The following is a 13,292-nucleotide window of genomic DNA, read 5'->3' as shown; positions in this document are numbered from 1 at the left end:
GCCAGTGACGGCTGACGAACAGCGCTTGCTCGACCGCCTGCTGGCGGGAGAGCAGCGCGCGTTCGCCGAACTGGTTCAGACCTGTCAGGGCGCCATGCGCGCGGTGGCTTATGCCATCGTCGGCGAACGTGGCGCCGACGAGGTGGTGCAGGATGCCTGGCTGGCGGCGGTACGCGGTCTGGCGGGCTTCCAGCGCCGCTCCAGCCTCAAGACCTGGCTGCTGACCATCACCGCCAATACGGCCAAGACCCGTTACCGGCAAAACCGCCGCGAGGTGCTGCTCGACGACCTGCCGGCCCCCCATGGCAGCATCGACGACGCGCGTTTCGCCAGCGACGGTCACTGGCTGCTGGCGCCTTCGGCTTGGCACGAAGACAGCCCCGAGGCCCTGCTCAGCCAGGAGCAGTTGCGCGAATGCCTGGAGCACACCCTGCTCAGCCTGTCGCAACTGCAGAGCAGTGTGCTGTTGTTGCGTGAGCGCCAGGGCCTCGAACTGGTGGAGATCTGTAATCTGCTCGACCTGTCGCTCTCCAATGTGCGTGTGCTGCTGCACCGTGCACGCCTCAAGGTCTTCGCGACCCTGGAACATTTCGAGGACACCGGCCAATGCTGACCTGCAAGCAACTGGTCGCCTGCTCCAGTGATTACCTGGACGGGCAACTGACCCTGGGCGAGCGCATGATCACGCGCCAGCACCTGCTGTTCTGTCGCAATTGTCGCCGCTTCATCAAGCAGTTGCGCCTGGCCCAGGCAACCCTCAAGGCGCTGCCGCCGGCGCCTGTGGAGGGGGCCGAGGCCCTTGCGGCGCGGCTGGCCGCCGAGCGCCGGGCAACGCGCTGAAACCCCGCAATCAGCCCTGCAACGGGGCTGATTGTCTTATTCACATTCGAAGTAAAAAGTTCCCCTGTCACTAAATATTTATCTAACAGCCACTGATCTGAAATAACCCCCCGCCAAGATTCGTCCCCAGCACAAGTGGCCTGAGCCGCGTGTTTTTTCAACGTAATCAAGACCATAAACGTTATGAACGTAGGGGAGTTCCTTCGATGATCCGTAAGCACTTCGCAGGTTTCGCAGCCAGCGCCTTGGCAATGGCCGTTACCGCCCAGGCTTTCGCGGGCACCGTGACTACTGACGGCGCCGATATCGTAGTCAAGACCAAGGGTGGCCTGGAGGTCGCTACCGCTGACAAGGAATTCAGCTTCAAGCTGGGTGGCCGGGTCCAGGCCGACTACAGCCGCTTCGACGGTTTCTACACCAAGAACGGCGATACCGCCGATGCGGGCTACTTCCGCCGTGCCTACCTGGAACTGGGCGGTGTGATGTACACCGACTGGGCCTACCAGATCGCCTACGACTTCTCGCATAACTCCGGTGGCGACAACCGTTCCGAAGACGGTTACTTCGACGAAGCGTCGCTGGCCTACAACGGCTTCAAGCCGGTGTCGATCAAGGTCGGTCGCTTCGATCCCGAGTTCGGCCTGGAAAAAGCCACCAGCTCCAAGTGGGTGACTGCCCAGGAGCGAACCGCTGCCTACGACCTGGTGGACTGGACCAACTCGCACAACGGCGGCTTCGGTATCCAGGCATCGGGTAACGCCGGTGACTCGCTGTACGGTTCGGCCGGCCTGTTCGCCAAGGACGCCACCAACCAGGACAAGGACGGCGACAGCTCCAAGCAGTTCAACCTGCGCGGTGTGTTCGCACCGATGCACGAGGCCGGCAACGTACTGCACGTTGGCCTGAACTACGCCCAGCGCGACCTTTCCGACACCGCGTTCGACGGCCGTATCCGCAGCCGCCTGGGCATGCGTGGGGTGAGCACCGACGGTGGCCAGGACGCCGGCAACAACGGCAACCGCCTGGTGCTGGGCGGCAACGCCACCACCCCGGCCGGTGCCTACGACACCGACAAGGCCTGGGGCCTGGAAGCCGCCTACGCGCTGGGCCCGTTCTCGGTGCAGGGCGAGTACATCAAGCGTGATGTTCAGGCAGACGACTCGGCCTTCTCCGACATCAAGGCCAAGGGTTACTACGGCCAGGTGGCCTACACCATCACCGGTGAAGCGCGTGGCTACAAACTCGGCAAGTTCGACAGCATCAAGCCTTCCAACAAGCAGATTGGTGCGTGGGAAGTGTTCTACCGCTACGACCACCTGAGCGTCGACGACAACAACGGCGCATTTGCCGACATCGGTGACGTGGAAGCCAAGGTGCACAACCTGGGGGTGAACTGGTACGCCAACGAGTCGATCAAGCTCAGCGGCGTGTACGTCAAGGCCAAGACCGACAACGCGCAGAACGCTGCCGGCGACGACAGCGGCGACGGTTTCGTGATGCGCGCGCAGTACGTGTTCTAAGCGTTACCCCTGCAACGCACTCCTTCATCCGTTAGATCTTCGCCCCGCACCTGCGGGGCTTTTATTTGCTCGCACGAGGGGGCAGACTGCGCGCATGCCCATCTCAATTCTGCCGCACCTTGCCGATATCGACGCCGCCACCTGGGATGCCCTGGTGCCGGATGCCCAGCCGTTCCTGCGCCATGCCTTCCTGCGCAGCCTGGAAGACAGCGCCAGCGTCACCCCGCGCACCGGTTGGGCGCCGGCCCACCAGGTCCTGACCGACACTCAGGGCCAGGTACGGGCGGCCATGCCGGCCTACGTGAAGACCCATTCGTTCGGCGAGTACGTGTTCGATCACGGCTGGGCCGACGCCTGCGACCGCGCCGGTATCGACTACTACCCCAAGCTGCTGTGCGCGGTGCCGTTTTCACCGGTCAGCGGCGCGCGCCTGCTGGGTGACGCGCAGGCGGCGGGTGAGCTGATCGACGGCGTCAGCGATGCTTTGCTCGAACAGGGGCTGTCGGGCCTGCACGTGAACTTCACCGACCCGGCCAGCGACGAAGTATTGCGTGGGCGTGCGGGCTGGATGGAGCGCCTGGGGTGTCAGTTTCACTGGCGCAACCAGGGTTATCGGGACTTCCAGGATTTTCTCGACAGCCTCAGTTCGCGCAAGCGCAAGCAGATGCGCAAGGAACGCGAGCAGGTGGCGGGGCAGGGTATCGAGTTTCAGTGGTACCACGGCCATGAGCTGAGTGAGGCGCAGTGGGATTTCGTGTACGCATGCTATGCCAACACCTACGCCGTGCGCCGCCGTGCCCCGTACCTTACCCGGGCGTTTTTCAGCCTGCTGGCCGAACGCATGCCCGCGTCGATCCGCGTGGTGATGGCGCATCAGGGCGGGCGGGCGGTGGCGATGGCGTTCAGCCTGGTGGGTGGTGACAGCCTGTATGGGCGCTATTGGGGCTGCCTGGCGGAGTTCGACCGGTTGCATTTCGAGACGTGCTTCTATCAGGGCATGGACGTTGCCATTGCCGAAGGGTTGCAGCGTTTCGATGCCGGGGCGCAGGGCGAGCACAAGCTGATTCGCGGGTTCGAACCGGTGATCACGCGGTCCTGGCATTACCTGCTGCATCCGGGGTTGAAAGCGGCCGTGCAGGACTTTCTGGCGCAGGAGCGGGTGGGGGTGCTGGGGTATGCCGAGGAGGCGCGTACGGCGCTGCCCTTCAGGCAAGTCTGAGGGCCGAGCCCGCACCCGCAGGCGCAGTGAAATCCCTGTGGGAGCGGGCTTGACCCGCGATACCGTCGCCGCGGTGTTCAATCGACCCCGACAAACCCACCCGTCTGGTGATGCCACAACCGTGCGTACAGCCCCTGGTGCGCCAGCAGTTCGGCATGGGTGCCCATCTCGGCAATCCGCCCCTGCTCCAGCACCACCAGCCGGTCCATCCGCGCGATGGTCGACAGGCGGTGAGCAATGGCGATCACCGTCTTGCCCTGCATCAGGGTCTCCAGGCTCTCCTGGATGGCTGCCTCCACTTCCGAATCCAGCGCCGAAGTGGCTTCGTCCATGATCAGGATCGGCGCATTCTTGAGCAGCACCCGCGCAATCGCGATGCGCTGGCGCTGGCCGCCGGACAGTTTCACGCCACGCTCGCCCACATGCGCATCGAAGCCGGTGCGCCCCTGGGCATCGGACAGCTGAGGGATGAACTCATCGGCCCGCGCCCGGCGCACCGCCTCCCACAACTCCTCTTCTGTCGCATCCGGCCGGCCATACAGCAGGTTGTCGCGAATCGAGCGGTGCAGCAGCGAGGTGTCCTGGGTGATCATGCCGATCTGTGCACGCAGGCTGGCCTGGCTCACCTGGGCGATGTCCTGGCCGTCGATCAGGATACGGCCACTTTCCAGGTCGTACAGGCGCAGCAGCAGGTTGACCAGGGTGGACTTGCCGGCGCCCGAGGGGCCGATCAGGCCGATCTTCTCGCCGGGGCGAATGTCCAGGGTCAGGTTGCTGATGATCCGGCTGCCCTGACCGTAATGAAAGTCGACGTTGTCGAAGCGCACCGCGCCGCGATCGACCTTGAGCGCCGGAGCATCTGGCGGATCGGTGACGGTGACCGGCTGGGCGATGGTCTTGAGGCCATCCTGCACCATGCCGATGTTCTCGAAGATGCCGTTGACCACCCACATGATCCAGCCCGACATGTTGACGATGCGGATCACCAGGCCGGTGGCCAGGGCGATGGCGCCCACGGTGATCAGTGACTGGCTCCACAGCCACAGCGCCAGGCCGGTGGTGGTGACGATCAGCAGCCCGTTGAGGCTGGTGATGACCACATCCATGCTGGTGATTACCCGCGAGGCCAGCTGGGTCTTTTCGGTCTGCTCGCGAATCGCTTCGCGGGCGTACTGGCGCTCGAAGTCGGTGTGGGCGAACAGCTTGAGGGTGGCGATGTTGGTGTAGCCATCGACAATGCGGCCCATCAGCTTGGAGCGCGCATCCGATGACACCACCGAGCGCTCCTTGACCCTGGGCACGAAATAGCACAGTGCGCCGATGTAGGCGAAGATCCAGACGGTCAGGGGCAGCATCAGGCGCCAGTCGGCCTCGGCGAACAGTACCAGCGAGCTGATCGCGTAGATCAGCACGTGCCACAGGGCGTCCACCGCCTGCACGGCCGAATCGCGCAACGAGTTGCCGGTCTGCATGATGCGCTGGGCGATGCGGCCGGCAAAATCGCTCTGGAAGAAATTGAGGCTCTGCTTGAGCACATGGGTGTGGTTCTGCCAGCGGATCATGCTGGTCATGCCCGGGCTGATGGTCTGGTGCACCAGCAGGTCGTGCAGGCCGAAGAACAGCGGGCGCAGCAGCAGCGTGACCACCACCATCCAGATCAGCTCGCTGGCGTGATCGCTGAAGAAATCGGGGTTTGGCGCGCCCTGGGCCAGGTCGATGATGCGGCTCAGGTAACTGAACAGCGCCACTTCGATGAGCGAAGCCACCAGCCCCACCACCAGCAGTGCGGCAAAGCTGGGCCACACCTGGCGCAGGTAGTAGAAATAGAACGGCAGGACCTTGCCCGGCGGCGATGCGGTCGGTGCTTCGCGAAAGATGTCGATCAGCTTTTCGAAATAGCGATACAACCTCAAAACTCTAACTCCTGTCTGACTCGACCGGGCCGGTCGTGGTTCACGTCCCTGTGAACACGGGCTCAGTCAATGCGTTTGGCGGACTTGATCAGCACGGGATCGACCGGTACATCGGCCATGCCGTTCTTGCGCGTGGTCGGCGAGTTGACGATCTGGTCGACCACGTCCATACCCTTGACCACCTTGGCGAACACGGCGTAGCCGGCATCGCGGCCCGGATCGAGGAAGGCGTTGTCGGCCACGTTGATGAAGAACTGGCTGGTGGCCGAGTTCGGGTTGGATGTGCGGGCCATCGACAGGGTGCCGCGGGTGTTGTGCAGGCCGTTGCTGGCCTCGTTGCGGATCGGGTCCTTGGTCGACTTCTGTTGCATCTGCGCGGTGAAGCCGCCGCCCTGGACCATGAAGCCCGGGATCACGCGGTGGAAGATGGTGTTGGTGTAGAAGCCGCTGTCGACATACTCGAGGAAGTTCTTGGTCGAGATGGGCGCCTTGACCGGGTCCAGTTCCACTTCGATCTGGCCGAAGCTGGTGTCGAGCAGTACGTGCGGGGCTTTTTCGGCAGCCATCAGGCTGGTGGCGAAGACGACCGAGCAGGCGCCAAGCAGAAGTTTTTTCAGCATGAACTCAATGATCCTTGAGAAGTGGTTGAAGCCGTTGCCAGAAACTGCAGCAGGGTCTGGTTGAACAGCCGGGGTTGATCCAGCGGTGTAGCGTGCCGTGAATCTTCGATGACCGCCAGTCGTGCTTGAGGAATAAGCGCGACGTAGCGCTGCTTGAGCTGTATCGGGGTGTAATCGTGGTCGGCGCTGATGACCAGCGTAGGACAGCGGATCTGGCCCAGGCGTTCCTGTACCCCCCAGCCGACGATGGCATCGAAGCTGGCCAGGTACGCACGCTTGTCGTTGCGCGCCCAGCGCTCGGCCATCTTGCGTCGCAACTCGGCCTGCTCCGGCTTGGGAAACAGGCGTGCGGCCAGGCCTTTGCCGATGGTCTCCAGGCTCAGCAGGCGGGCCAGGCTCCAGCGCTTGAACCATTGCCAGTAATCGTCGCGGCTGCGCAGCTTGACCTCGGGTGCGCTGTTGACGATGCACAGGCTGCGCAACCGGTGGGGATGGTCGACGGCAAACTGGAAGCCGATCATGCCGCCCATCGACAGGCCAGCCAGGTGCACCGGGCCGGTGTTCAGGTGCTCCAGCAGGGCCAGCAGGTCGGCGCTGAAGCCGGCGATGCTGTAGCGCTCGCGAGGCTTGTCGGAGCGCCCGTGGCCGCGCACATCGAGCAGGATCACGCGGTACTGACGGGCCAGCTCCGGTACCTGGTATTCCCAGTCCTGGCAGCTCGAGCCCAGGCCGTGCAGCAGTACCAGGGGCTCGCCCTGGCCATATTCCTCGTAATGCAGGGTGCAACCTTCATGTTCGAAATAGGCCATGGGCGTTACCTGTCAGGCTTGGGCGGGGGCGGCGAAGGGCACGTCCAGCGGCGCAGTGTCGAAGTTGCGCAGCAACTCGATGAGGATCTGCGTGGCCGGGCCCAGGGGTTTGTCCTTGTTCGAGTAAAGGTAGAACAGCGGGTGACGGCTGCCACCCTGGTCCAGCGGCAGTGGCTTGAGCACGCCTTCGCGCAGTTCGCGCTCGATCAGGTGGCGTGGCAGCCAGGCAAAGCCCAGGCCGCTGCTGACGAAGGTGGCGGCGGTGGCCAGGCTGCCGACCGTCCAGCGCTGTTCGGCGCCCAGCCAGCCCACATCCCGCGGTTGTGCCCGGCCAGAGTCGCGGATCACCACCTGCAACTGGCTCTCCAGGTCCTGGAAACTGAGCTCGCGGCCCAGGCGGTGCAGGCTGTGCTCGGGGTGTGCAACGGCCACGAACTCCACCGCGCTCAATTCGGTGCCCAGGTAGCCGGGGATGCTGAAGCCGCTGATGGCAAGGTCCGCCACCCCTTCGTGCAGCACTTCCTCGACCCCTGACAGCACCTCCTCGCGCAGGCGCACCCGGCAGCCGCGACTTTGCGGCATGAACGCACTCAGGGCACGTACCAGTCGGGCATTGGGGTAGGCGGCATCGACCACCAGGCGCACCTCGGCTTCCCAACCCTGCTCCATGTGATGGGCGAGGTCTTCGAGTTGGCTGGCCTGCTTGACCAACTGGCGCGAGCGGCGCAGCAGCACGCTGCCGGCATCGGTGAGCACCGCCTTGCGCCCGTCGATGCGCAGCAACGGCACGCCGAGCTGGTCCTGCATGCGGGCCACGGTATAGCTCACCGACGATTGGGAGCGGTGCAGGGCTTCGGCGGCCTGGGCAAAACCGCCGTGGTCGACCACCGCCTGCAGAGTCCGCCACTGATCCAGGGTAACGCGCGGCGCTTTCATCTTCGGCTCCTGTTGTCCTAAGCTGGCGCACTTTCATGGAGAGCGCCGTTATGAAGAAAATCTGTGTTGCACTGCTGGCCCTGCTGCCGCTGACGGCCCTGGCCTACCCCATCGACGTGACCAAGAACACCGACGGGGTGAAGCTTGACTACACCACCTACGACACCGACCGTGACATCGGCTCGATCAGCCTGAACAACTACGGCGATGTGGCAGCGACGTGCAAGGTCACCTTCCGCAACGGCCCGGAGGCCCCCAGGGTACGGCGCATACAGGTACCGGCGAAAAAGAGCGTCGACGTGACGGCCAAATTCAACCGCGAAATCCTCAAGCTGCGCATCGCGCTGGACTGCAAACCGCAATAAAACAGGTTAACTGATAGGTTTAACCCAGTTTTTACGCTTTTTTATCGATAGGTCAATCTCTAATCTTGCCTCCATCGACTTAGCGAACTTGCCGATGGAGGCAACCCATGTCCCGCGTACTGATCATCGAAAGCAGCGCCCGCCTGCAGGACTCCGTGTCTCGTCAGCTGACCCGTGATTTCATCAGCCAGTGGCAGGCGGCCAACCCGGCCGACCAGATCAGCGTGCGCGACCTGGCATTGAACCCGGTACCCCACCTGGACAGCCATCTGCTGGGTGGCTGGATGAAGCCCGAAGCCCAGCGCAGCGCCGAAGAAGTGCAGGCACTGGCACGTTCCAACGAACTGACCGACGAAGTGCTGGCCGCCGATGTACTGGTGCTGGCGGCGCCGATGTACAACTTCACCATCCCCAGTACGCTGAAGGCCTGGCTCGACCATGTGCTGCGTGCCGGCGTCACCTTCAAATACACCCCCACCGGCCCGCAGGGCTTGCTGACCGGCAAGCGCGCCTATGTGCTGACGGCCCGCGGCGGTATCCACGCCGGGGCCGGTAGCGACCATCAGGAGCCCTACCTGCGCCAGGTGATGGCCTTCATCGGCATTCACGAGGTGACGTTCATTCACGCCGAGGGCCTGAACATGGGCGGCGACTTCCACGAAAAAGGCCTGAACCAGGCCAAGGCGCTGCTGGCTGCGGTAGCTTGAGCCGTACCGATTTTCCCCCCGCCTGACACCTTTGCTCCTTTGGGTGTACCTGCCCGGTCAGACACTGGTTTGACCGGGCTTTTTTGTGGGTGGTTATAAAACTTGTCATTGCCAGGTTGATTGTTTATAGAAAACTGACAGTTTTGTCAGGTGCGCGCTTGAATGCCTATCTGTTTATATACAGGTGACGGACAGACTTTCCGCCGTGAAAGTTTGTAACTTGCCTCGCGGATATAAGGATGCGTACCTATGCCTGCTAAAATTGAGTCCAAGCTATATGCCTGGGATGCCCCGACGATCGACTGTTCGATTGAACATCCCGGTTACCCCCAAGACCCGTCGAGAAGGTATTTCCTGATAAGGGGGATCTACAACTGCGGCAGCAATACGGATTTTTTGTCAGTCAGGACGCTCATATCACCCGGTATGTACGCCGGTGACAGGGTCAGGGTAAGAATTGTCGAACCTTCCGGTATCATCTTCGATTTGCCCGTGCAGGTCATCAAAAACCCGCCGCAAGCGCTGTACTCTTCTTGTCCAAAAGCGCTGATGTACAGCAGTTCCGGTCAAACGGCACAGGTAAATTTCGCGCTGAGCAGGAATGGCGGAGCATGGGTGGTTTCGCAGAGTCGTTACTATACGGTGGAAGTCCAAAGTTTAGGTCCATTGGACCCGCCAAAACTTGCGCGCGGTTCTCGCGTGGCCACGGTTACCTATACCAAATGGCACCCCTCACACAAGGTTCGTCTAAGAGGTTTCACCATGACAGGGCATGAGGACCTGGGGTGGAAATCCATGGAGGGTGGTTCTGCCAAGTTTGAAATTCCACTGAGCTGGTTTCAGCAGAACAGAGGCCAGCCAGTGTGGCTCAATTATGCGCTTGAAGCGGTTACGGGCTCGGACTACCAATTTTCCAGGCTGCTTTATATCCCGAGCCTGGAGGTGCCCCCGGCATCTGAGGAGGCGCCTGAGGTCCCTGCGAAAGTGCCGGTGAAAAAACCTGCGAAGGCGTCAGAGGCGCCTGCGAAAGTGCCTGGAAAACCTGCGAAACGCCCGCCAAGCAAGGCGTGACCCGCAAGCAAGGGTTCAAAGCCGGCGCGAGCGCAGGGAGGCACCATGTTGAACACGTTCACACTGTTGCTGTTGATCAGCCTGATGACAGCCTGCGCCAACCGGGCGCCGGTGCAGCCTGCCAATGACGAGGTTGCGCAGGCAAGCTCGGTGCCGCCAACGGTCCAGGCCGCTGCGTTGCAGTCCCGTGCAGGTACGGCGGCTGTTTCCGGAGCCACGGTTGCACGCCACCTGCAGGAACGTTACCGCGACACCCGGCAGAACTGTAACGCCTCCAGCGCGCCGGCCTTTCTGTGCAGCGGCATCCTCATGCGCGCTACGCAGAACAGCCCGGCGTTTCATTCGTGGAACCCGAACCCCACCGCCTCGGGCGTGTCGTTCTCCTACCTGCGCGCCGACTCTGCGTTCAGTCGGTTGGCCTATGGGTACACTAACGGCTTCATCTTCGTGCCTATCTTGTACGCCAACAATCAATACAAGCCCCGTGTGTTGTGCTCGTTTCCTGTGGACGCCGATTCCAACAGGCGAGAATCGCAGGGGTGCGGGCAGAATGTCGGTTACCCCACGGTGAGTCGCGAGTGCAGGGCGCAGGGCATCGGTACAGCCGAACAATGGCTGGCGCATTACAACGCCAACCGGATCAATGCACGCCAGTGCGGCTTCAATGTTCGCGATGAACTCAACAAAGAAGGCGCCATCGCGTTCTATCAGAGCCTGCGTGCCAGAAACCTGCCCGGCGCCAACCTTGGTGGCATCCAGAACGAAGTGCGCATGGCCCTGTGGCCGCAGAACATCGGTCGGCAATTGCCGATGGAAGCCTTCTTCTATATTGGCGGGAGCGCGAGCGGAAGGGCGGGGGCGCAGGCGGATCAGCGGGACTTCTTCAGCCAGACGGGCATCCTGGTGCCGATCATCGCGGTGACCTTGCCCTCTGGCGCCACCCCCGCACGCTTCCAGTTCATCACGGCCGATCAGATCCGTTGAGCCTGCTGGCACCTTGAGTGCAGGCCTTTCAAAAGCGGTTGCCGGCCCGTTGGTCAACCGCTAAGGTCGCCGTCTGCATATCAGGGGGCATACATGGGCTACTTATTGATCGTCGCGCTGATCCAGGCGTTTTCCTTCAGCCTGATCGGCGAATACCTGGCCGGGCATGTCGACAGCTACTTCGCGGTGCTGGCGCGGGTACTGCTGGCCGGCCTGGTGTTTTTGCCGTTGACCCGCTGGCGCAAGGTCGAGCCGCGCTTCATGCGGGCCATGCTGCTGATCGGCGCGTTGCAGTTCGGCATCACCTATGTGTGCCTGTATTTGAGCTTTCGTGTGCTGAGCGTGCCCGAAGTGCTGCTGTTCACCATTCTTACACCCTTGCACGTGACCCTGATCGAGGATGCCCTGAACCGGCGCTTCAACCCGTGGGCACTGGTGGCCGCACTGGTGGCGGTGGGGGGCGCAGCGGTGATTCGCTTCGACCGCATCAGCCCGGACTTCTTCATGGGCTTTGTGCTGCTGCAACTGGCCAACTTCACCTATGCCGCCGGTCAGGTGCTGTACAAGCACCTGGTTGCCCGTTACCCCAGTGACCTGCCGCACTACCGACGCTTCGGCTACTTCTACCTGGGCGCCCTGCTGGTGGTGCTGCCGGCCTTCCTGCTGTTCGGCAACGCGCAGCATCTGCCCAGCACCGACGTGCAGTGGCTGGTGCTGCTGTTTCTGGGATTGTGCCCGACGGCGCTGGGGCTGTACTGGTGGAACAAGGGCGCCTGCCTGGTTTCAGGCGGCACCCTGGCGGTGATGAACAACCTGCATGTGCCGGTCGGGCTGTTGCTCAACCTGCTGATCTGGAACCAGCACGAGCCGCTGGGCCGGCTGTTCATCGGTGGTGCGGTGATACTGGCCTCGCTATGGCTCAGCCGACTCGGTGCTCAACGCCCGTTGCTCGCGAACGGCACCGGCCGGTAGCAGCCCGGCGCGCAGGTCGCTGCCGCTGGGTTGCTGGTACAGGCCCAGACCGAACTCGGGCATCACGGCCAGCAGGTAGTCGAAGATATCGCCCTGGATACGTTCATAATCGGCCCAGGCGGTAGTGCGGGTGAAGCAGTAGATTTCCAGGGGCACGCCCTGGGCGGTGGTCTGCATCTGACGCACCATGCAGGTCATGTTCGGCTGGATGTCCGGGTGGCTTTTCAGGTACGCCAGGGCATAGGCGCGGAAGGTGCCGATGTTGGTCATGCGCCGGCGGTTGGCCGACAGTGCTGCCACAGGGCCCTGGGCTTCGTTCCAGGCCTGCAGTTCGCTGCGCTTGCGGGTCATGTAGTCGGTGAGCAGGCGCACCTTGCCCAGGCGTTGCTCTTCTTCATCGGTCAGAAAGCGCACGCCGCCAGCATCGATGAACAGGCTGCGCTTGATGCGCCGACCGCCGGCCTGCTGCATGCCACGCCAGTTCTTGAACGATTCGGACATCAAGCGCCAGGTGGGGATCGAGACAATGGTCTTGTCGAAGTTCTGCACCTTGACCGTGTGCAGGGTGATGTCCACCACGTCGCCGTCGGCGCCCACCTGGGGCATCTCGATCCAGTCGCCGACGCGCAGCATGTCGTTGCTGGTCAGTTGCACGCTGGCCACGAACGACAGCAGGGTGTCCTTGTACACCAGCAGGATCACCGCCGACATCGCACCCAGGCCCGACAGCAGCAACAACGGCGAGCGGTCGATCAGGGTGGCGACGATGATGATCGCGCCGAACACGAACAGCACCATCTTGGCCAGTTGCACATAGCCCTTGATCGAACGGGTACGCGCATGTTCGGTGCGGGCATAGATATCGAGCAGGGCATCGAGCAGTGCACTGATGGCCAGCACCAGGAACAGGATGGTGAACGCCAGCGCCACGTTGCCCAGAAAATGCTGGCTGGTGGCGCTGAGCTCCGGCACCAGCTTGAGGCCGAACTGCACCACCAGCGAGGGCACCATCTGCGCCAGGCGCTGGAATACCTTGTTGTGCAGAAGGTCGTTGAGCCAGTGCAGGGCCGGCTGGCGGCTCAGCAGCCGGACGGCGTGCAGGATCATGAAGCGTGCTACACGCCCCAGTACCAGGGCGGCCAGCAGCAGTACCGCCAGGCCCAGGCCGGCGTGCAGCAGCGGGTGCTGATCGAGGGTGCCCCACAGATCCAGGGCGTTTTGCCAGAACAATTGAATATCCATGCCTTAGTAAAGGTGTCCGCAAAAAGAGTGGAAGTGCAATTAGAACGCGGAAAGTCGTGACAATGCCAAAAGAAATTCGGCGTGAGCGCCGGAA

The 13,292-nt window shown here is 62.6% G+C and carries 14 protein-coding genes; 9 read left to right on the top strand and 5 right to left on the bottom strand.

Going from position 1 to position 13,292, the window contains the following annotated elements; genetic code table 11:
- Positions 1-4 precede the first annotated feature (4 nt).
- From QMX96_RS00150 to QMX96_RS00135, 4 genes are all read left to right on the top strand, one after another.
- On the top strand, positions 5-613 hold the full coding sequence (locus QMX96_RS00150) for a sigma-70 family RNA polymerase sigma factor (protein ID WP_043864157.1): 609 nt from the start codon (positions 5-7) through the stop codon (positions 611-613).
- Entirely contained in the window at positions 607-840 is a 234-nt protein-coding gene (locus tag QMX96_RS00145) for a zf-HC2 domain-containing protein (protein WP_058541538.1), read from the top strand. The genes QMX96_RS00150 and QMX96_RS00145 overlap by 7 nt, the downstream gene beginning before the upstream one ends.
- 206 nt (positions 841-1,046) lie before the next feature.
- On the top strand, positions 1,047-2,360 hold the full coding sequence (locus tag QMX96_RS00140; RefSeq protein WP_043864155.1) for a porin: 1,314 nt from the start codon (positions 1,047-1,049) through the stop codon (positions 2,358-2,360).
- A 94-nt stretch (positions 2,361-2,454) separates the two neighbouring features.
- Positions 2,455-3,579 (top strand): GNAT family N-acetyltransferase, encoded by a 1,125-nt coding sequence (locus QMX96_RS00135; protein ID WP_088514506.1) that lies wholly within the window; start codon positions 2,455-2,457, stop codon positions 3,577-3,579.
- A 77-nt stretch (positions 3,580-3,656) separates the two neighbouring features.
- Here QMX96_RS00135 and QMX96_RS00130 read toward each other — a convergent pair whose 3' ends face one another.
- The 4 genes from QMX96_RS00130 to QMX96_RS00115 form a co-directional block, all read right to left on the bottom strand.
- Entirely contained in the window at positions 3,657-5,486 is a 1,830-nt protein-coding gene (locus QMX96_RS00130; RefSeq protein ID WP_058541540.1) for an ABC transporter ATP-binding protein, read from the bottom strand.
- Between the two features lie 68 nt (positions 5,487-5,554).
- A complete protein-coding gene (locus QMX96_RS00125) occupies positions 5,555-6,112 on the bottom strand; it encodes a peptidylprolyl isomerase (RefSeq protein WP_043864152.1) in 558 nt (185 codons plus the stop codon).
- Positions 6,106-6,921 (bottom strand): alpha/beta hydrolase, encoded by an 816-nt coding sequence (locus QMX96_RS00120; RefSeq protein WP_043864151.1) that lies wholly within the window; start codon positions 6,919-6,921, stop codon positions 6,106-6,108. Before QMX96_RS00120 ends, QMX96_RS00125 begins: the two co-directional genes overlap by 7 nt.
- A 12-nt stretch (positions 6,922-6,933) precedes the next feature.
- Positions 6,934-7,857, bottom strand: a complete 924-nt coding sequence (locus QMX96_RS00115; protein ID WP_043864150.1) for a LysR family transcriptional regulator — start codon at positions 7,855-7,857, stop codon at positions 6,934-6,936.
- Positions 7,858-7,907: 50 nt separating this feature from the next.
- Between QMX96_RS00115 and QMX96_RS00110 the strand changes: the two genes are divergently transcribed.
- The 5 genes from QMX96_RS00110 (at position 7,908) to QMX96_RS00090 (ending at position 11,956) form a co-directional block, all read left to right on the top strand.
- Positions 7,908-8,222 carry a hypothetical protein gene (locus QMX96_RS00110; RefSeq protein WP_043864149.1) on the top strand — a complete coding sequence of 105 codons (315 nt, stop codon included), beginning with the start codon at positions 7,908-7,910 and terminating at the stop codon, positions 8,220-8,222.
- A gap of 107 nt (positions 8,223-8,329) precedes the next feature.
- Positions 8,330-8,929 carry an FMN-dependent NADH-azoreductase gene (locus tag QMX96_RS00105; protein ID WP_054914940.1) on the top strand — a complete coding sequence of 200 codons (600 nt, stop codon included), beginning with the start codon at positions 8,330-8,332 and terminating at the stop codon, positions 8,927-8,929.
- A gap of 249 nt (positions 8,930-9,178) precedes the next feature.
- Positions 9,179-10,000: a hypothetical protein gene (locus QMX96_RS00100; protein WP_282360331.1), complete on the top strand. Its 822-nt coding sequence runs from the start codon at positions 9,179-9,181 to the stop codon at positions 9,998-10,000.
- Between the two features lie 45 nt (positions 10,001-10,045).
- Positions 10,046-10,984, top strand: a complete 939-nt coding sequence (locus tag QMX96_RS00095) for a hypothetical protein (protein WP_282360330.1) — start codon at positions 10,046-10,048, stop codon at positions 10,982-10,984.
- A gap of 93 nt (positions 10,985-11,077) precedes the next feature.
- Positions 11,078-11,956: a carboxylate/amino acid/amine transporter gene (locus QMX96_RS00090; protein ID WP_043864146.1), complete on the top strand. Its 879-nt coding sequence runs from the start codon at positions 11,078-11,080 to the stop codon at positions 11,954-11,956.
- Here the strand turns inward: QMX96_RS00090 and QMX96_RS00085 are convergent.
- Positions 11,897-13,198: a mechanosensitive ion channel family protein gene (locus QMX96_RS00085; protein WP_043864145.1), complete on the bottom strand. Its 1,302-nt coding sequence runs from the start codon at positions 13,196-13,198 to the stop codon at positions 11,897-11,899. The two genes, QMX96_RS00090 and QMX96_RS00085, sit on opposite strands and share 60 nt — an antisense overlap.
- Positions 13,199-13,292 lie beyond the last annotated feature (94 nt).

The organism is Pseudomonas sp. PS01300 (assembly GCF_029960155.1).
Lineage (GTDB): Bacteria > Pseudomonadota > Gammaproteobacteria > Pseudomonadales > Pseudomonadaceae > Aquipseudomonas > Aquipseudomonas palmensis.
This window is presented reverse-complemented; position numbering and strand designations above follow the sequence as displayed.

What these genes read in the sequence shown, in the direction of transcription:
- QMX96_RS00115 (WP_043864150.1), bottom strand. Translation starts at nt 7,857, where the DNA reads ATGAAAGCGCCGCGCGTTACCCTGGATCAGTGGCGGACTCTGCAGGCG.
- QMX96_RS00090 (WP_043864146.1), top strand. Translation starts at nt 11,078, where the DNA reads ATGGGCTACTTATTGATCGTCGCGCTGATCCAGGCGTTTTCCTTCAGC.
- QMX96_RS00100 (WP_282360331.1), top strand. Translation starts at nt 9,179, where the DNA reads ATGCCTGCTAAAATTGAGTCCAAGCTATATGCCTGGGATGCCCCGACG.
- QMX96_RS00125 (WP_043864152.1), bottom strand. Translation starts at nt 6,112, where the DNA reads ATGCTGAAAAAACTTCTGCTTGGCGCCTGCTCGGTCGTCTTCGCCACC.
- QMX96_RS00085 (WP_043864145.1), bottom strand. Translation starts at nt 13,198, where the DNA reads ATGGATATTCAATTGTTCTGGCAAAACGCCCTGGATCTGTGGGGCACC.
- QMX96_RS00135 (WP_088514506.1), top strand. Translation starts at nt 2,455, where the DNA reads ATGCCCATCTCAATTCTGCCGCACCTTGCCGATATCGACGCCGCCACC.
- QMX96_RS00105 (WP_054914940.1), top strand. Translation starts at nt 8,330, where the DNA reads ATGTCCCGCGTACTGATCATCGAAAGCAGCGCCCGCCTGCAGGACTCC.
- QMX96_RS00110 (WP_043864149.1), top strand. Translation starts at nt 7,908, where the DNA reads ATGAAGAAAATCTGTGTTGCACTGCTGGCCCTGCTGCCGCTGACGGCC.
- QMX96_RS00140 (WP_043864155.1), top strand. Translation starts at nt 1,047, where the DNA reads ATGATCCGTAAGCACTTCGCAGGTTTCGCAGCCAGCGCCTTGGCAATG.
- QMX96_RS00145 (WP_058541538.1), top strand. Translation starts at nt 607, where the DNA reads ATGCTGACCTGCAAGCAACTGGTCGCCTGCTCCAGTGATTACCTGGAC.
- QMX96_RS00095 (WP_282360330.1), top strand. Translation starts at nt 10,046, where the DNA reads ATGTTGAACACGTTCACACTGTTGCTGTTGATCAGCCTGATGACAGCC.
- QMX96_RS00120 (WP_043864151.1), bottom strand. Translation starts at nt 6,921, where the DNA reads ATGGCCTATTTCGAACATGAAGGTTGCACCCTGCATTACGAGGAATAT.